The sequence below is a fragment of the Nitrosomonas sp. genome (assembly GCA_016703745.1).
In the GTDB taxonomy this organism is placed as follows: domain Bacteria; phylum Pseudomonadota; class Gammaproteobacteria; order Burkholderiales; family Nitrosomonadaceae; genus Nitrosomonas.
The window spans coordinates 1,027,881-1,046,230 of the sequence record JADJBK010000006.1; the positions used below are offsets into that span (position 1 = coordinate 1,027,881).

Here is an 18,350-nt window from a genome sequence, read left to right on the forward strand (position 1 = left end):
GAGTGACATCAGTTTGCCATTCACAATTAAGGATAATTCACCATGAAAACACGCGCCGCAGTCGCCTGGCAAGCGGGTCAGCCACTGACGATCGAAGAAGTTGATCTCGCCGGACCTGAAGCAGGCGAGGTGCTGGTTGAAATCAAGGCGACCGGTATTTGCCATACCGATTATTACACCTTGTCCGGGGCGGATCCCGAGGGATTGTTTCCCGCTATTCTCGGTCATGAAGGTGCGGGGGTCGTGGTTGAAACGGGCGCCAATGTCCGATCACTCAAAGCGGGCGATCATGTTATTCCGCTGTATACGCCGGAATGCCGGGAATGCAAGTTCTGCCTGTCGCGCAAAACCAACTTGTGCCAGGCGATACGCGCCACTCAGGGACGCGGGTTGATGCCGGACAGTACATCGCGTTTTTCGCTGCATGGCAAACCCATCCTGCATTACATGGGAACATCGACGTTTTCCAATTTTATTGTCGTTCCTGAAATCGCTCTTGCCAAAATTCGTAACGATGCGCCGTTTGACAAGGTTTGCTATATCGGCTGCGGGGTAACTACCGGTATCGGTGCGGTGGTTTTCACAGCCAAGGTGGAGGCTGGCGCGAATGTGGCTGTTTTTGGATTGGGCGGTATCGGCCTGAATGTCATCCAGGGTGCGCGCATGGTTGGCGCAGACCGCATCATCGGGATTGATATCAATCCAGAACGTGAGCAACTGGCGCGGGAATTTGGTATGACCGATTTTCTCAATCCCCATGAGGGGGTGGATATTGTTGACGCTATCGTACAAATAACGGGGGGTGGAGTCGATTACAGTTTCGAATGTATTGGTCGTACCGATGTCATGCGGCAGGCGCTGGAATGTACCCATAAGGGCTGGGGGCGCAGCATCATCATCGGTGTTGCCGCAGCAGGTGCGGAAATCAGCACACGCCCGTTCCAGCTGGTGACCGGCAGAAAATGGGAAGGTTCGGCCTTTGGCGGCGCCAGGGGACGCTCGGATGTTCCCAGGATTGTAGACTGGTACATGCAGGGCAAGATTAAAATCGACCCTCTGATTACGCATACGCTGAAACTGGAAGATATCAATGAAGGTTTCCAGCTGATGAAAACTGGCCAATCGATCCGTTCCGTTATTGTTTACTGATTACGGAGAAGATACATGCCCAGCAAACTAAAAGTCAGAAGCCAGCATCTCTGTTTCGGCGGAATACAGGGTTTCTACGAGCATCATTCGCAGATCATCGATTTGCCGATGCGCTTTTCAGTATATGAACCCCCGCAAACTCAGCATTCCAGGCGACCAGTATTGTTTTTTCTCGCCGGACTCACCTGTACCGAGGAAACATTCATGATCAAGGCTGGCGCACAGCGTTATGCTGCCGAACGGGGAATATTACTGGTCAGCCCGGACACCAGCCCGCGTCATACCGGTATAGCTGGAGAAGCAGAAGACTGGGAAGTGGGAACCGGAGCCAGTTTTTATCTTGACGCCATCGAAGCGCCCTGGTCACGATATTTCCGTATGGAAAGCTATCTGACTCAGGAGCTGCTGGAGATCATTGTCCAAAAGTTTCCAGCTGACCCCGAGCGGATCGGCATTTCTGGCCATTCGATGGGCGGGCATGGTGCACTCACGCTGGCCATGCGTCACCCACAAATCTTTCGCTCGGTTTCCGCTTTCGCACCAGTCGCCGCACCCGTCAACTGCCTGTGGGGACAGAAGGCTTTCAGCCGTTATCTGGGAGAATCCACTGAATTATGGAAGAAACACGATAGTACCGAATTGATTGAATCTGGTCACCACTTGCCTGCTCCCCTGATCGATCAGGGTATGAATGATCCGTTTCTGACCGAACAGCTCCATCCGGATTATTTCGAAACTGCCTGCCAAAAAATGAACCAGCCATTGACACTGCGTCGCCACCCAGGTTATGACCACAGCTACTATTTTATCCACACGTTTATTGAGGATCATATACGCCATCACCTGGAAACACGGATCTAACACAATCTGCACCTGCTCCCATCCCTGAACTACTGTGGTGCCCTCGCCGTGAATCGAACACGGGACTGATCATTACGAGTGATCTGTTATACCACTTAACTATGAGGGCAGATTCAGGCTGAGAACCCGGAACCGGTTTAAATTGCGGCTGTTGTACTGCCTCGCCGTGCTTAGCTTCTGCTTCTGTCACCAATGCGCGGTTGTTCCGATTACCCAGCAGCTACGCTGTCAACCAGATTATTGCAGCACACAATTTGCAGCCCCGGATTATAGCGTAACTTTGTAGTTTTTCACCGAAAAGCGCTTGAAATATTAACAATTAATCTATTATTCAATGTGCTATCAACATAACGCAGCAAATTTTATGCGAAGATTAATAATGAGTCTGGCCCATGCTCAGCAACAAACGCATAGCCTATCTTTGCAGGCAATGCCTAATAAAGGGCATCTCTAAAAATAAAATTGGCTTAGCATTAGCCATCATTTTGCCGTCAATCTGGTATCTTGAAATTCATGCACAAACCATTACACACTCGACTTAATTAACCGGATCGGCAAAATTCCAGCCTCTACTGGTTGCAGGATTCTCTCGACTGGTATTATCACTGCCTGGCAAACATATATTTAATGATATTAAAAAATGGTTAATCCCTCCTCCAGATCACCATTCGAAGAATCCTGGCGTAAACGATTCGAGAAATTCGCTGCCAAATCAGACGATGATGCAGGCGTAGCCGGCTGGTCGCCGACAGGGCTGGAGACCAGGCTGCGGTGTTTCGTGCGCTTATGGAAGCAAAATTCAGATGACAAAAACAGATTATGGCTTGATGCAGGCTGTGGTGCAGGCACTTATGCCAGATATTTGACTGATCAGGGAATGGAGGTGATCGGAATGGATTATTCCTTGCCGGCATTACAAAAAGCCAGTGCGAAAAATGCTGGTGATACGATCCACTGGTGCGCAGCTGATGTCACCAAATTACCGGTTAAATCAGAAAAATTTGACGGCGCACTGTGCTTTGGCGTAACCCAGGCGCTTAGTCAATCCAACGATGCGATTGCGCAGCTGGTCGCTTGCGTCAAACCCGGGGGAGAAATCTGGATTGATGCGTTAAATGGCAAATGCCTTCCTCACGCCTGGGAGCGTTTTGTTCTCTGGCTTGGCAAGCGTCCTCATCATCTACGTTACGAATCATCCGGCAATCTTAAACAGATTATGCAAACCTGTCAGCTCACGGATATCACCTTGTTCTGGCTGCCCATGCTACCTGCCCGCTGGGGCCGATATCAATATCTACTTGAGACAACAGGAAGCAGATGGATTTTCCAACATATCCCTGTAGTCGGGGTATTGTTTAGCCATGCCCTGATACTTCGCGCCCGGCGCAGTCAGGCATAATTTGCCACCGCTCCCCTTTCTCCTGACTTCATGAAAACTATCGCCTCGTTCTGTTTGCCAGCTGGCAAGCGCGCAAAACTTTCCATCGTTATTTACCATCGGGTACTGCCTGAGGCAGATCATTTCCTGGGTGACGGGAGTAACATTAACAGCTTTAACCGGCAGTTATGCTACTTAACCCGCAACTTCAACGTGCTTTCGCTTTCCGAAGCTGTTGAACATTTACGCGCAGCCACCCTGCCCGCGCGCGCCGTCTGCATCACCTTTGACGATGGCTACGCGGATAATGCAGACATCGCACTGCCTATACTGGAAAAACATGGTGTAGCCGCCACGTTCTTTGTCGCCACCGGTTTTCTTAATGGCGGCAGGATGTGGAACGATACGGTGATTGAATCTTTTCGCCGCGCCCAGGGAAACACCATTGATTTGCGGGAAATCGGACTGGAATGCTATACCGTCGCCACCCTTGAGCAGCGTCGTGAGGCGCTTTTCAGCGTAATTGACAAACTCAAGTATCTGGAACCCGTCATCCGGCAGTCACAGGTAGACAAGCTGGCACAGATCATTGCAGCAAAGTTGCCGGATGACCTCATGATGACAAGTGATCAGGTTAAATTATTGCACGATCATGGCATGGAGATCGGAGGCCACACCGTCAACCACCCGATTCTTGCTTCGACAGATGAAACCACTGCCCGCACGGAAATTGCTCAAGGGAAAGCGCATCTGGAAACGATTACGGGTGCGCCTGTACGTTTCTTTGCGTACCCCAATGGCAAACCGGGCAGAGATTACCTGCCGATACATGTGGATATAATCCGTCAGCTGGGTTTTGAAGCGGCCGTCTCCACCGCGTGGGGAGCGGCATGTCACGATGATGACCTGTTTCAACTACCGCGTTTTACCCCCTGGGACCGAAAAGAATGGGCGTACGTGTTACGCATGGTGCGTAATCGTTATCAGCAGATTCAAACCGCATAGCGCTCACGGTTTATTTATACCTGCACCATTTCCCACAATTTTTGTAACCGCTTAACCGAAACCGGTGCGGGTGTTTTTAATTCCTGCGCAAACAGGGAAACGCGCAGTTCTTCAATTTGCCAGCGAAATTTTTCCAGATTGGGATTAAGGGCACCGGTTTTAGGGTGTTTCTGCAAATACTGGCTATATTGTTGCCACAATCCGTTGACGATCGCCTCGTTCTCCTGGTCTCTCACAGGATTTTTAAGGTATTTGTCGATGCGAATTCCCATTGCTTTCAGATAACGGGGATAGTGTTGCAGGTAGTGCCAGGGGGTTTTACTTACGAACCCTGGATAGATAAGCTGCCGCAGCTGCGCGAGCAGGTTCTCCTGAAAAACGGCATCCGCCGTGGAAAGATTTTTTTTGCAGGCTTGATAAGTGGCGGCAATGACATCCAACAATTCCAGGAATTCATTGAAGACGTTTCCCAGCCTTGATCTTGCCCGCTCCACCTGCATCAAAAAATCTTCCCGGGTGTAGGGCAAGCTGTCTTCTCCCAGCAATGCGCGTGTTAATACGGCATCCAGTATGTCCTGCCGCAGGGTTTCCCTCGTTACCAGACTGCCGAGTTGCAGCAATAAGGTTTGCTGTCTGGCTGTGAACTGTTTCTCCAGCAACTTAACCCGTTCCTGCAGCGTCATCTGCAATAACCGGAATACGCCTGCCCGCATGCTGCCCTGGGCTGCTTCCCGTGTATCGAATAATCGGATGGCAACCTGCTGCTGTTGGTCGAGCAATGCCGGATAAGCGGTGACTGATACCCCATCACGCTCGAAGTTAACCGTGACGGGTAATGATTCAAAATCCCATTTAGTGATGCCATCCCGCTCAATCTGATTTTCCCCTGCCCTCGCGGCCTGTGTGAAGACTTGCTGCGCGGTTTGTCCAAACTGATCCTGCAATCTACCCAGGTCTTTTCCGGCAGCCAATTCATTCCCGGCGTCATCAACCACACTGAAAGTCATCTGCAGGTGTGCCGGCAGGGGTTTGTTTTCCCAGGTATCCCGTGAAAGCCGGATGGATGTTTTGACTTGAACAAAATCAACGAGGCTTGCTGCCAGGGCAATTTTAGTATGGCGTTTGTCACTTACCAGCAAAAATTGTGTCACAAAATCCGGCAATGGAATCACGTGACGACGAACCGCTTTTGGCAGCAATTTAAGATACCAGGTAATTTTTTCACGAATCATGCCCGGCACCAGCCAGTCAAATTGATCACCAGAAAATGTATTCAACAAGGCGAGCGGAATGCTTACCGTGATGCCATCGAGGGGATGCCCTGGGTCAAACCGGTAACGCAGGGGCAATTCATGCGATTCGATTAGCAGCGACTCGGGAAATTGCACTTCCGTTTCGGTATCCATTGCTGCGCGCATCAGTATTTCACGGGTAAGCAGTAATAATGAAGGCGAAACTTTTTCGGCCTGTTTGTACCATTTATCAAACAACTGCCCACTATAAATTCCGGCCGGAATTCGCTCTGCATAGAAATCAGCGATCTGAGCCTCATCGACCAATATATCCTGCCGCCGGGCTTTACTTTCCAGACGCTTGATTTCCTCGATCAATTCCTGATTGTGCTGCAGAAATGGCGCATACCCATTGAATTCCCCTGCCACCAATGCTTCACGGATAAAGATTTCCCGGGCGTGTTCGGGATCGATTGCGCCATAGGCGACGCGGCGTTGTGTCACGATGGTAAGACCATAAAGTGAAACACGCTCGAACACCATGACCTGCGCGCGCTTTTTCTCCCAGTGGGGATCAAAGTGATGTTTTTTACACAATAGCCCCGCAATTCTCTCCAGCCACGAGGGGTCGATCGTGGCGACGCAGCGTGCATACAGCCGTGTGGTTTCAGTCAACTCGGCGGCGACAACCCACTTGGCCTTGTTTTTACGGAGAACAGAACCTGGAAAAATTGAGAATCTGATACTGCGCGCACCCAAATAATCGGTGTTTGTCTCAGATTTGAACCCGATATTGCCGAGCAGCCCCGCCAGCAACGCGCGGTGTATTTCATCATAACCAGCTGGCATCTGATTTGGTCGCCACCCCATTTCACGCAATGAAGTAGCAAGTTGACCATGAATTTCACGCCATTCGCGCATTCTTCTGTGGGAAATAAAGCTGGCCTGGCACTGCGCAATCAGTTTTTTATTGGATTTTTTGTGCTTGAGCAGCGCATCAAAGTATTCCCATAATTTCAGTAACCCCATAAAATCAGAGCGCTCATCCCGAAATGGCAAATGCGCCCGATCGGCCGCTTCCTGCTGATCAAAAGGGCGGTCGCGCGGATCCTGCACACTCAGCGCCGAAGTAATAATGAGCATTTCGCTCAAGCAGTTTTCCTGCCGGGCGGCGATGATCATACGTCCGATTTTGGGATCAAGCGGCAATCTGGCCAGTTGCTGGCCGACAGGCGTCAGCTTTTTGTCCTTATCAATTGCGCCCAGCTCAGCCAATAACTGATAGCCATCGGCAATCATGCGCGGTGCCGGGGGCTGAATAAACGGAAAGCTCTCCACATCACCAATTTTCAGAGATTGCATGCGCAAAATTACACCTGCCAGTGAAGAACGCAGAATCTCCGGATCGGTAAACGGTGGGCGAGCCGCAAACTCTTCCGCTGAATACAGGCGAAAACAGGTGCCATTCATCACCCGTCCACAGCGACCGGCACGCTGGCTGGCGGAAGCCTGCGATATTTTCTCAACCAGCAGCTGCTCAACCTTGTTGCGGTAGCTGTAACGATTGAGGCGCGCGAGTCCAGAATCAATCACAAAACGAATACCGGGTACAGTCAGCGATGTCTCGGCCACATTGGTGGCAAGCACAACCCGCCGCTGTCCACCGGTTGAAAAAATTCGTACCTGCTCACCGTGGGAAAGCCGGGAGAAAAGCGGCAGTATTTCAATGCCGTGGCGGATACCTGATGAACCAAAATGGTGCTTGCGCAGACACTCGGCAGTGTCACGAATTTCCCGCTCGCCAGGCAGAAAAACAAGAATATCTCCCTCCCCCATTCTGCAGGCTTCATCGACTCCATCCCGTATTGCCTCCGGTAAATCGCGCTCATCCTCAGGTACGATATTGAACGGGCGATAAACGATTTCCACCGGGTAAAGCCTGCCGGAAACTTCGATGACCGGCGCCTGATGAAAGTGTTCGGAAAAACGTTGCGCATCAATGGTTGCCGAAGTAATGATCACTTTCATATCCGGACGCTGCGGCAGCAATTGCCGCAGATAGCCCAGCAGAAAATCAATATTAAGGCTGCGCTCATGCGCCTCATCGATGATGAGGGTATCGTAGGCCCGCAGCGTGGGATCCTGCTGCGTTTCTGCCAGCAGGATGCCATCGGTCATCAGTTTGATACGGGTCTGCGGGCTGGTCTGATCGGAAAAACGGACTTTGTAACCCACCAGTGTGCCCAATGGACTATTCAGCTCGGAAGCAATACGGGCAGCCACGGTTCTGGCGGCAATACGGCGTGGCTGGGTGTGGCCAATCAGCTTGTTCTGACCTAACCCCAGCTCCAGACAAATCTTGGGAAGCTGTGTCGTTTTTCCAGAACCGGTTTCACCGCAAACAATGACGACCTGATGATTCCGGATCGTGCGGCTGATTTCTTCGCGCCGGGCTGCAACGGGTAATTCCGGGGGATAATGCAATGCGGGAGAGGGCTGCAGCAAAATATTCAAATCCGGGTGGCCAGAAAACCTGTCGGCCCTATCACTGTTTTTTTAAGTGCACTGCTTCTTTCTGAGTGCTCAGCGAGCCTTGTTCGATAATGGCTACAGTCAATCGGGACACAGCAACACGCTTGCCGGTAGCAACTTCGCTAATCTCGGTTTGCCAGACTTGAGTGCGCTTACCGACATGCATAGGTTTGCAGATTCCGATGACATTACCCTGGGTGACAGCACGAATATGATTGGCATTGATCTCAATACCGACCGCTCGATGAATCTCGGGATCAATCGTCATCCATGCAGCGACACTACCCAGTGTTTCCGACAAGACACAGCTGGCACCACCGTGCAGAATGCCAAATGGCTGCGTAGTACGATGATCAACTGGCATATGCGCCGTTAGAAAATCCGGGCCGATTTCACTAAAGTGAATACCGATGTGCACGCCCATGTTGGCGTTGCGCAATCCTTCCAGATATTCCAGCGTGTAATCCTTGAACCAGATGGTTTTATTCTCTGTCATGCGTGGTCATTCCTATGTGTGTAATTGCCAGAGCTACGGCAGTACAACAAAATTACTGGCAGGTGCGCTATGAGTGCTACCAGAATATTGTCGGCGTTGCATCACGGCTTCGGCCAGCTGAAACAGTATTTTCTCGGTAGTATCGAAACCAATGCAACCATCGGTAATACTCTGCCCATAGACGAGTTCCTCCAGTTTTTTACCGGCGATATCCTGTCTGCCTGACTGCAAATGACTTTCGATCATCATACCGACAATGGCTGGATTACCCTGCCCGATCTGGCGGGCAATATCAGCGGCTACTTCTGGCTGACGCTGATAGTCCTTATAACTATTAGCGTGACTGCAATCCACCATTAAATAAGGCGGAAGATGCGCATCAGCCAAGGATTCCATCGCCATGGCCACGCTATCAGCATCATAATTGGGCGCCTGTCCCCCGCGTAAAATAATATGACAATCTTCATTTCCCCGTGTTGCAAAAATTGCGGTGTGCCCTGCTTTGGTTACGGATAGAAAATTATGCGGATGAGATGCTGCCTGGATAGCGTCAATGGCAATATTCAAATTACCAAAAGTACCGTTCTTGAACCCAACCGGACAGGAGACCCCGGATGCCAGCTCACGATGTCCCTGGCTTTCGGTGGTGCGTGCGCCGATTGCTGCCCAGCTGATCAAATCAGCAATATATTGTGGACTGATCAGGTCCAAAAATTCGGTGGCAGCCGGCACACCAATATTGTTCAAATCCAGCAGCAGTTTGCGGGCAAGCCGCAATCCCTTGTTGATATGAAAACTATTGTCAAGATCAGGATCATTGATCAACCCTTTCCAGCCGATGGTAGTGCGCGGTTTTTCAAAATAAACGCGCATGATGATTTCCAGGTGATCCTTGAGTTCATGGCGCAGATGATTCAGGCGTGAGGCATATTCCAGCGCAGCATCCACATCATGGATCGAGCAGGGGCCGCAGACGACCAGCAGCCGATCATCCTTGCCATGTAAAATATGGTGGCACGCCTGTCGTGCCTGAAAAACAACTTCTGTTGCCTGTTCGCTCAATGGATACTCACGGTGCAATTCGACTGGCGGCGTCAATTCGTGCATACCAATGATGCGCAGATCTTCGGTCTGATATTTCACGGCAATTCCTTGATTTTTTGATTACCTGCAGTTTTTAAAAACAGCAGGCGTGACTACAATTGAAGCTTGTCGTTGATCGTTTGGTAAGGTTTGATTTTACCGTTATCTTTCCACTTCAGGCAGTCCTAACGGACAATAATTCCCGATCACTTCCCGGCATCCCCCTCTATTGAAGCCAGGTGTTTTTCAACATCTTCCCTGCTGAATCCCAATGCACTGGCGATCCGATCAGCATGGCTGACACGCGATACGCCCGGTATCAGCCGATGAGTCGGCCCATGCTCACCGAACTCAACCTGCAGGTAATCCCCCATATTGTCTTTCTGCAGACGCTCACACAGCTCGTGATTATGGGTGACCAGAATAGTAGTGGCTCCCAATTGATGAAACCCTTTCAGCACATATTCCGATAGTGTCATTTTTTCCTCAAAAGTGGTTCCTTCCGCCAGCTCATCCAGTATCGCCAGGCTGCACGGTGTTGAGTTGAAAAAAATCTCACGGGTTTGTTTCAGTTCATGCGCAAATCGCCCCATCCCCTCATCCAGCTGACCAGGATCGGGAATCTGATAGTAAATATGTTCGGCTGGCACCAGACTCGCCTCGGTAGCAGGCACATAAGCACCCGCCTGACCCAGCAACTGAATCTGTGCCACGGTTTTGCAATAAGCGGTTTTTCCGCCACTATTGGGGCCGGTTACGATCAGCAGGCGATGGACTGCATCCAGCCGGATATCGTTGGGCACATAGTCAGGGTGGGTGTGCGCCAGCAAGGGATTGCGCGCATTGCTGGCAGTCAATTGATGATGACTATCCACCTTTATATCCGGCAGAACCATGTTGCCTGTTGAAGCTTGAGCATGCTTATGTATAGCCAGCAACTCATCGAGCATCCCCAGCGCCTCCATCGATTTTGCCAGTTCACTGCTTTTGCGGAATATTTTTTGTAATGGATAAAGAATACTATCGCGGTCGGATGCGCTTACGGCCTGCGCAATAATAGGCACAATAGGGACAGCAAGCACCAGAAGCCCATAACCAATATAACTGGCGCCCAGCTCAACCAACATGGTCTGAAAGAAATAGAGCAGTATCAGCACGATGACAAGCGTAATCGAAATCGGCAACCACTTGAATATGGAAGGACGAAAACGCGCAACGGGTTGTAAATTTGGTTTTTCATCCCGAGTTAAAAATTTACCATCAGAGACATATACCGGTCCGCGCATCAGGGAAAAAGTTCGAGATTCTCCAAATTCCTGTATGGCCTGCATTAATTTGCGTAAATACCTGCTCTCCGGTATTGGCAGCTCCTTTGCATCTTCCACCATATCCACCGCAAACCGGGTTGCATCGATAAATTGATGGTAACCATAACCGCCAAATTCCAATTTATCCGTACTCTCCTTAGGATTATCCGTGGTCAGCCCACCCGCAAATTCACCATAAAGAAAATGATAAAGTGAGGCTTCATGTGCTGCCATGGAAGTCATGAAACGTTCCAGCTGTTGGAGTAAATCTGAATTTCCCGCAATTTCCCGCAATGCCTCCTGCTTAATTTGCAGCAGGCCAGCATCGATAACTGGCCTGGCCAGGGATCGATAAAGCACGCATTGCCCGAGATGTGTTCTGGCGTGGTTGATCTCCGCAAACAAGGCATCCACTTCAATAGCCGCAAAGGTTCGCGCATCTACGACATCATAATCTTTCAGAGTAGGTTGCGTATCGCGCACTTGCGCAGGGCGCTTGTGCGAAGACAAAATGAAACTTGCCCGCCAGATAAGTATTTCATTGGGTGGTTGTGTATCATTGCGGGATGGAGGATATTGCCTTGGTTTGCAGAAAGCCATGATAATAGGTGTCCTGGATTGGTTTGGTTGACACCGGTACGCCAACTTGTACTGATTTTACCGGTTTTTATTGGGTAACTGCGCAATAGCAGAAATCTTCCCTCGTATTTTTCCTGGACACAACGCCAGCTATTTCTCCGTGCCGCGCAAATTTCTTAAAAAATACCTGCCCTCTCACGACAGTATTCGACAAAATCGTTTTGTCAGTTTCTTTGGCACGTTGCTGCATCATCCTAACCTCTGGCACTTGCACCGCCGCTCGGTTGCGGGTGGCGTGGCTGCCGGGTTATTTGCCGGCCTGATTCCAGGCAGCAATCCAGTACAATTTTTTTTTGCAACGCTGTTTTCTGTGTTGTTTAAGGTTAACCTGCCACTTGCTGTTTTTATCACCCTGTATTCCAATCCCTTCACTATCGTACCGCTGTATCTGCTGGCCTTCACGCTGGGAAGATGGGTAACCGGCAGCGAGCTTCACGATCTGCAAATGCTTGAGCCGTCCCTGCTGGATAAAAACCTTTCCGAATGGCTACCCATTCTCGCGGAATATCTGACAACCTATGGCAAACCCCTGATTACTGGCCTGGTGCTGCTCGCATCCTTGCTGGCAGTGTGTGGTTATATGCTGGTCAGGGTGGCATGGCGTATCTATATTGTTCATGCGTGGCATAAACGCGCCCGGCAACAGAAATGAAACTGCAAAATACACGGATTTTTCATGATTGATATTAACAAAACAGTACGCGCGGCAATCATACTGCTGTTTATCATCGCACTGGCCTACGCCGGCAGGGCAATGTGGCAAGAAGATCAGCAAGAAGTGGAACTGGTCGCAGTGGAACGCGGTATTGTCGAAGCTACCGTGGTTAATACGCGTGCTGGTACGGTAAAACCTTGCCGACGGTCACGATTATCTCCAGCAGCAGGTGGACAAATTGTTGATTTACCAGTCAGGGAGGGTGACCGGGTTGTACCCGGGCAGGTTCTGCTGAAACTGTGGAATACCGATCTGAATGCGCAATATGAACTGGCAAAACAGCAGCATATCACTGCCAGGAGCAGGCAGCTGGAAGCCTGCATTCTGGCGAAGAATGCCGCGCGGGAATCCAGGCGAACCCAACAACTGGTTGCAAAAGGATTTGTCAGCTCACAGCGTGCTGACGATGCCCGAGCAGCAGCCGAATCACGCCAGGCAGCCTGTGCAGCAGCCGCCGCAGATATCAAGCGTGCGCAGGCACAAATGGCGGTGATAACCGCCAATCTGGAGCGCACGGTGTTGGTTGCCCCATTTGCAGGGATTGTCGCCCAAGTGACGGGGGAACTTGGTGAATACGTTACGCCATCACCGCAAGGCATCCCCACCCCTCCGGCTGTCGATCTGATTGATGATTCCTGTTTGTATGTCAGTGCTCCGATGGATGAGGTCGATGCGCCCAAAATACAAGTAGGACAACCCGCGCGTATCACGCTCGATGCCGTTACGCAAAAAACCTTCTCAGGAAAAGTGCGTCGAATTGCTCCCTATGTCACTGAAATCGAAAAACAGGCACGCACCGTAGAAATCGAAGCCGAATTCGACAACCTGGATTCTGACATTATGCTGCTGGTTGGTTATAGTGCTGATGTCGAAGTCATCACGCAACGCCATGAAGCGGTGTTACGCATTCCTACCCGAGTCATTCGTCAAGGCAACCAGGTGCTGGTAGTAGGAGAAAATAACCGGCTGGAGGAACGCAGGCTGATAACAGGACTGGCCAATTGGGTATACACCGAGATTCTGGAAGGACTCAGCGAAGGCGATCAGGTCTTACTTGGAGCGGATAACGAGACTGTTACCGTCGGCACTCGGGTCATCGCCAGACCTCTCCAGCCATGATTCAATTAGTAGATATCAGCCGAATTTTTTATATGGGAGAACAGGCGGTCCGCGCACTCAATCAGATCGACCTGACTATTCTGCCGGGGGAATATGTTTCCATCATGGGGCCATCCGGCTCGGGAAAATCCACACTGTTAAACGTTATTGGCCTGCTGGACCGCCCAGATAGCGGACAATATCTGCTGGATGGTAAAAATGTAACGGATTTGAGTGAATCCGAGCAGGCGAAAGTACGCCGGGAAAAAATCGGCTTTGTCTTTCAGTCATTTCATCTGGTACCACGCCTGACTGCCGCTGAAAATATTGAGTTGCCCCTGATGCTGAACGGCATGCCGCCCAGTGAGCGCAAATCCCGCGTCCTGGAGACGCTGCAGGCGTTTAATCTCAGTGACCGTGCGCAACATCGTCCAGCCGAGCTATCAGGCGGACAACGTCAGCGCGTGGCGATTGCCCGGGCAACCATTATGCGTCCGACCGCTATTCTCGCAGATGAGCCCACCGGCAATCTCGACCATAGAATTGGCGCGGAAGTGATGGCCTTGCTGGAGGCGTTAAATCAAGGCGGTACCACGCTCCTCATTGTCACTCATGATCGTGAACTCGGCCTGCGCGCACGGCGCAAAATCTGCATGCGTGACGGCCAGATCGAAAGTGACACGCAACAGGGCAAGGAGCCGTGAAGAAATAAGTGCTGCCGTTATTTATGAACGACTTCTAAGCAATGAGAACGCAAGACACCCTGCTATTCGCTGCAAAAACCCTCATCAGCCACTCAGCTCGCTCCCTCCTGATCGTACTGGCCATGGCGTTAGGTGTTGCTGCCGTGATCGTATTAACCGCACTGGGAGAGGGCGCGCGCCGCTATATCATTAATCAATTTTCATCGATTGGAACCAATCTGATCATTGTATTGCCGGGACGCGCTGAAACTGCGGGTGGTTTCCCTGGTACGGCGCTTGGCCAGACACCGCGCGACCTCACGCTGGATGATGCCCGCTGGGTTGGGCGATTACCACAAGTAAGACGGTATGCGCCGCTTAATGTTGGTGTCGCGGAGCTTTCTGCTGCTGGTGCATTACGCGAAGTCACCGTACTGGGTAGCACCGCTGAAATACTGCCGATCCGGCATATGCGGCTGGCGCAGGGCAATATCATCGAGAGCGTTTTTGAAAATAGCGCACAAATTATATTGGGTGACCAGCTGGCACGGGATTTTTTTCCGGATGGTCATGCCTTGGGGCAACGTGTACGACTGGGTGATCGCCGCTTTCTGGTGGCAGGCATTCTCGCGCCACAAGGAGAATCCATGGGATTCAACAGTGATGAAATCGTCATTATTCCGATACAGCATGCACAAGCCTTATTCAATATCCGTTCACTTTTCAGGTTATTGGTTGAGGCCAGGCATCGCAGTGAAATCGAAATAACCAAAACGGCCATCCGCGAAACCATCATTCACCGCCACAATGGTGAAGACGACGTGACCGTCATCACTCAGGATGCTGTACTGGCCACGTTTGACCGGATTTTGCATGTACTGACACTGGGCGTGGCCGGTATTGCCATCATCAGCCTGCTGGTGGCAGGAATACTGGTGATGAACGTCATGCTGATAGCCGTCAGTCAGCGCACGGGGGAAATTGGCCTGCTCAAGGCAATCGGTACGCCTGCTTTGATCATCAGGCTGATTTTTCTGACCGAAGCTATCCTGTTATCGGCTGCGGGGGCGATTATGGGTTTTATGCTGGGACAGGTCGGCAGCCTGTTGCTGCGCATTGCGTACCCGCAATTACCTGCATGGCCACCGATCTGGGCAAATTTTGCCGGGATTGCCGTTGCCATTCTGGTCGGCACGTTCGCCGGGCTGCTGCCCGCAGCGCGGGCAGCCAGACTGGATCCAGTCCAGGCGCTCAATAAACGATGAGCCTGCTCGATACCTTTCGCTATGCCTGGTATGCCCTGAGCAGCAATCCACTGCGTACCCTGCTATCCACCTCTGGCATAGCCATCGGAATAGCCGCAGTCATTTTATTGACCGCGATTGGAGAAGGTATTCAACAGTTTGTCCTGGCCGAATTCACCCAGTTTGGTACCCATATCCTGAATATCAATCCCGGAAAAACCGGCACCAGGGGTACACCGGCAGGGGCAATCAGCAGTGCGCGCCCACTAACGATTGAGGACTCCCTGGCGCTAAAGACATCACAATATGCGGTCTACACCAACGCCACCGTAACGGGTAATGCAGAAGTACGAGCCAACGGCCACAGTCGACGAGTGACGGTTTATGGACAAGGGCCAGATTTCGACAAGGCATTCAACATGCAGATTGCCATCGGGGAATTCCTGCCAGAGGATGACCCGCGCACGCCGCGCGCTTTCGCCGTGCTGGGGGCAAAAGTTCACGAGGAACTTTATGGCACGATCAATCCACTCGGCTCAGTGTTACAGGTCGGCGGCGCACGTTTCCGCGTGATCGGTGTGATGGCGCCAAAGGGCCAAGTGCTGGGTTTTGATCTCGATGATACGGTTTATATCCCTACTGCTCGCGCACTGGAGGTATTCAACCGCGACGGTGTGATGGAAATCCAGGTAGTTTACCTGCCGGACGTTAAACTGGACAACGTTATCTCCGACATCAGGCAAATCCTGATTAAACGTCACGGGCGGGAAGATTTTACATTGACGCCACAACAGCAGATGTTAAGCACCCTCTCCACTGTACTGAATGTTCTGACCTTTGCCGTGGCAGCTTTGGGTGGAATCTCCCTGCTGGTTGGCGCAGTCGGCATGATTACACTAATGCATATTGCGGTGACAGAACGAGTTGCCGAAATCGGTCTGCTCAATGCCCTCGGCGCCCCCCCTATGCGCATTCGACTGATATTCCTGCTGGAATCCACCCTACTCGCCACCGTTGGCGGCGCAATTGGCTTAAGCTTTGGTACGCTGCTGGCCTCCCTGATAAAGTGGCTGGTAAGTGGCCTGCCAGTCACCATTCACTGGCAATATGTACTAATCGCATTAACTCTATCTGGATTTATCGGCCTCACCGCCGGGATTATCCCTGCGATACGTGCAGCCAGGCTGGATCCAGTGGATGCATTGAGAAAAGAATGAATATTGTTGACACCGGTCGAAAATTGACCAGAAAAGGGCACTAATACCGGTTGAAAATTGACCAGGTAATTCACGTATTCTGCTTAAGTTTTAGGCAGGAGAAACTAGAGGTGATTACCATGGTTATGTATGCAAAGATCCGTCGGATGTTTTACCGTGAACATTTGTCGATAAATGAAATTCAACGACGTACAAGTCTGTCCCGAAACACGATAAAGAAGTGGTTGCGAGCGCCAGATGGTAGTGCCGTCCAATACCGAAGGGCAAAGAGGCCTGGCAAACTGACGCCGTTTGAACCCCGGTTATTAATGGCGCTGGAAGCAGATGTGCGCCGTCCAAAGAAGGATCGGCGCACGGCATTAATGTTGTTCAAAGCGATATCGAACGAGGGCTATACTGGTGGCTATACGATTGTTTGCGACTTTATTCAGAACTGGCGCAATCAGGGCAATAAAGGCACTGCGTATGTGCCGCTCAAGTTTGCATTTGGTGAAGCATTTCAGTTTGACTGGAGTGAAGAGTGGCTAGTGATTGGCGGTATTCATCGTAAAGTGTTAGCTGCACACACCAAACTATGCGCCAGCCGTGCATTCATGCTGTCAGGTTACCCATCACAAAGCCACGAAATGTTGTTTGATGCGCATACCCGTGCGTTCACAGCTTTTGACGGCATCCCGAAACGCGGCATTTACGATAACATGAAGACCGCCGTGGATAAGGTCTCCAAAGGCAATGGGCGCGTGGTGAACACGCGTTTCTTTGCCATGACCGCACATTACCTGTTTGATCCAGATTTCTGCAATGTGGCTTCCGGCTGGGAGAAAGGCGTTGTCGAGAAGAATGTTCAGGATATGCGCCGCCATATCTGGCATGAAGCCAAACAGCAGCAGTTCAGTTCATTCGAAGAACTTAACGGTTGGCTTGAAGCGCGTTGCCGCACCTTGTGGTTAGAAATACAGCATCCAGACTATACCGGCATTACGCTTGCCGATGCGTTGGAACAAGAACAGCTTTATTTGATGCCAATGTCGGCGCCCTTCGATGGTTATGTTGAGGTACTAGCGCGTGTTTCCAGCACTTGTCTGGTCACACTGCAACGTAACCGTTATTCTGTTCCTTGTCTTCTGGCCAATCAGATGGCGGCGGTTCACTTATACGCGAACCGCATAGAGATCGTTTGTGACAATGCTGTGGTCGCTAATCATTCCCGCTTGCTGGATTGTGACCAAGTCAGCTATAGCTGGCAGCATTATATTCCGGTCATCGAGAAGAAACCGGGGGCCCTGCGCAACGGCGCACCATTTGCCGAACTACCGGCACCCTTGATACAACTACAAACAGCATTGCGGCGCAGAGAGCGCCAACAAGCTGACCGAATCATGGCCAAGGTATTAAGTTTAGTGCCGACACATGGACTGGAAGCTGTACTGGTTGCTGTTGAATTGGTGTTGGAATCAGGTGTTCTTAATGCCGAGCATGTCACCAATGTGCTCGCACGCTTGAAACAAACTGATTCACCGGCGCAAGTGGAAACGACGCTTAAACTCAAAGAAGAACCGCAGGCCGATACTGCACGCTATGACCGCCTGAATAAGCTGGAGGTGCCGCATGTCTGACATTCTCGCACAACAATTCAAGGCACTTAAGTTATACGGTGTCTCGCGTCAATTATCTTGGCCGCTTTGACGACAATTATGATGGCCGGTTGAGT

Annotated in this window: 14 protein-coding genes and 1 tRNA gene; 10 read left to right on the plus strand and 5 right to left on the minus strand. The window is 51.1% G+C overall.

All coding sequences use genetic code 11. The annotated features are described in order from the left end of the window. Nucleotides 1-42 precede the first annotated feature (42 nt). Both IPG31_05850 and fghA read left to right on the plus strand, forming a co-directional pair. On the plus strand, nt 43-1,149 hold the full coding sequence (locus tag IPG31_05850; protein ID MBK6617903.1) for an S-(hydroxymethyl)glutathione dehydrogenase/class III alcohol dehydrogenase: 1,107 nt from the start codon (nt 43-45) through the stop codon (nt 1,147-1,149). Between the two features lie 15 nt (nt 1,150-1,164). Further along, nucleotides 1,165-2,010, plus strand: coding sequence for an S-formylglutathione hydrolase (fghA, locus tag IPG31_05855; GenBank protein MBK6617904.1), 846 nt, complete (start codon nt 1,165-1,167; stop codon nt 2,008-2,010). A gap of 35 nt (nt 2,011-2,045) precedes the next feature. Here the strand turns inward: fghA and IPG31_05860 are convergent. After that, nucleotides 2,046-2,119, minus strand: a tRNA-Thr gene (locus IPG31_05860). A 531-nt stretch (nt 2,120-2,650) separates the two neighbouring features. On the opposite strand from IPG31_05860, the gene IPG31_05865 reads away from it, so the two are divergent. Both IPG31_05865 and IPG31_05870 read left to right on the plus strand, forming a co-directional pair. Beyond that, nucleotides 2,651-3,409 carry a class I SAM-dependent methyltransferase gene (locus IPG31_05865; GenBank protein MBK6617905.1) on the plus strand — a complete coding sequence of 253 codons (759 nt, stop codon included), beginning with the start codon at nt 2,651-2,653 and terminating at the stop codon, nt 3,407-3,409. A gap of 30 nt (nt 3,410-3,439) precedes the next feature. After that, nucleotides 3,440-4,393: a polysaccharide deacetylase family protein gene (locus IPG31_05870; GenBank protein MBK6617906.1), complete on the plus strand. Its 954-nt coding sequence runs from the start codon at nt 3,440-3,442 to the stop codon at nt 4,391-4,393. Between the two features lie 14 nt (nt 4,394-4,407). Here the strand turns inward: IPG31_05870 and hrpA are convergent, their stop codons facing one another. From hrpA to IPG31_05890, 4 genes are all read right to left on the minus strand, one after another. Continuing rightward, nucleotides 4,408-8,139, minus strand: a complete 3,732-nt coding sequence (gene hrpA / locus IPG31_05875; GenBank protein MBK6617907.1) for an ATP-dependent RNA helicase HrpA — start codon at nt 8,137-8,139, stop codon at nt 4,408-4,410. A 31-nt stretch (nt 8,140-8,170) separates the two neighbouring features. Then, nucleotides 8,171-8,653: a hotdog fold thioesterase gene (locus tag IPG31_05880; GenBank protein ID MBK6617908.1), complete on the minus strand. Its 483-nt coding sequence runs from the start codon at nt 8,651-8,653 to the stop codon at nt 8,171-8,173. A 33-nt stretch (nt 8,654-8,686) separates the two neighbouring features. After that, nucleotides 8,687-9,796: a 3-deoxy-7-phosphoheptulonate synthase gene (locus IPG31_05885; protein MBK6617909.1), complete on the minus strand. Its 1,110-nt coding sequence runs from the start codon at nt 9,794-9,796 to the stop codon at nt 8,687-8,689. Nucleotides 9,797-9,942: 146 nt separating this feature from the next. Further along, a complete protein-coding gene (locus tag IPG31_05890) occupies nt 9,943-11,643 on the minus strand; it encodes a DNA mismatch repair protein MutS (protein MBK6617910.1) in 1,701 nt (566 codons plus the stop codon). Between the two features lie 139 nt (nt 11,644-11,782). Here IPG31_05890 and IPG31_05895 point away from each other — a divergent pair, with 139 nt between their 5' ends. The 6 genes from IPG31_05895 (at nt 11,783) to IPG31_05920 (ending at nt 18,255) form a co-directional block, all read left to right on the plus strand. After that, nucleotides 11,783-12,334, plus strand: coding sequence for a DUF2062 domain-containing protein (locus tag IPG31_05895; GenBank protein ID MBK6617911.1), 552 nt, complete (start codon nt 11,783-11,785; stop codon nt 12,332-12,334). A gap of 24 nt (nt 12,335-12,358) precedes the next feature. After that, nucleotides 12,359-13,516 (plus strand): efflux RND transporter periplasmic adaptor subunit, encoded by a 1,158-nt coding sequence (locus IPG31_05900; protein MBK6617912.1) that lies wholly within the window; start codon nt 12,359-12,361, stop codon nt 13,514-13,516. Beyond that, entirely contained in the window at nt 13,513-14,199 is a 687-nt protein-coding gene (locus tag IPG31_05905) for an ABC transporter ATP-binding protein (GenBank protein MBK6617913.1), read from the plus strand. Before IPG31_05900 ends, IPG31_05905 begins: the two co-directional genes overlap by 4 nt. A 41-nt stretch (nt 14,200-14,240) precedes the next feature. Then, a complete protein-coding gene (locus IPG31_05910; GenBank protein MBK6617914.1) occupies nt 14,241-15,443 on the plus strand; it encodes an ABC transporter permease in 1,203 nt (400 codons plus the stop codon). Beyond that, nucleotides 15,440-16,639 (plus strand): ABC transporter permease, encoded by a 1,200-nt coding sequence (locus IPG31_05915; GenBank protein ID MBK6617915.1) that lies wholly within the window; start codon nt 15,440-15,442, stop codon nt 16,637-16,639. Before IPG31_05910 ends, IPG31_05915 begins: the two co-directional genes overlap by 4 nt. Nucleotides 16,640-16,758: 119 nt before the next feature. Next, nucleotides 16,759-18,255 carry an IS21 family transposase gene (locus IPG31_05920; GenBank protein ID MBK6617916.1) on the plus strand — a complete coding sequence of 499 codons (1,497 nt, stop codon included), beginning with the start codon at nt 16,759-16,761 and terminating at the stop codon, nt 18,253-18,255. Nucleotides 18,256-18,350: the final 95 nt, after the last annotated feature.

Bases quoted from the DNA above. Each gene is read 5' to 3' on its own strand.
- IPG31_05850 (MBK6617903.1), top strand. From the start codon at position 43: ATGAAAACACGCGCCGCAGTCGCCTGGCAAGCGGGTCAGCCACTGACG.
- fghA (MBK6617904.1), top strand. From the start codon at position 1,165: ATGCCCAGCAAACTAAAAGTCAGAAGCCAGCATCTCTGTTTCGGCGGA.
- IPG31_05865 (MBK6617905.1), top strand. From the start codon at position 2,651: ATGGTTAATCCCTCCTCCAGATCACCATTCGAAGAATCCTGGCGTAAA.
- IPG31_05870 (MBK6617906.1), top strand. From the start codon at position 3,440: ATGAAAACTATCGCCTCGTTCTGTTTGCCAGCTGGCAAGCGCGCAAAA.
- IPG31_05880 (MBK6617908.1), bottom strand. From the start codon at position 8,653: ATGACAGAGAATAAAACCATCTGGTTCAAGGATTACACGCTGGAATAT.
- IPG31_05890 (MBK6617910.1), bottom strand. From the start codon at position 11,643: ATGGCTTTCTGCAAACCAAGGCAATATCCTCCATCCCGCAATGATACA.
- IPG31_05900 (MBK6617912.1), top strand. From the start codon at position 12,359: ATGATTGATATTAACAAAACAGTACGCGCGGCAATCATACTGCTGTTT.
- IPG31_05905 (MBK6617913.1), top strand. From the start codon at position 13,513: ATGATTCAATTAGTAGATATCAGCCGAATTTTTTATATGGGAGAACAG.
- IPG31_05910 (MBK6617914.1), top strand. From the start codon at position 14,241: ATGAGAACGCAAGACACCCTGCTATTCGCTGCAAAAACCCTCATCAGC.
- IPG31_05915 (MBK6617915.1), top strand. From the start codon at position 15,440: ATGAGCCTGCTCGATACCTTTCGCTATGCCTGGTATGCCCTGAGCAGC.
- IPG31_05920 (MBK6617916.1), top strand. From the start codon at position 16,759: ATGGTTATGTATGCAAAGATCCGTCGGATGTTTTACCGTGAACATTTG.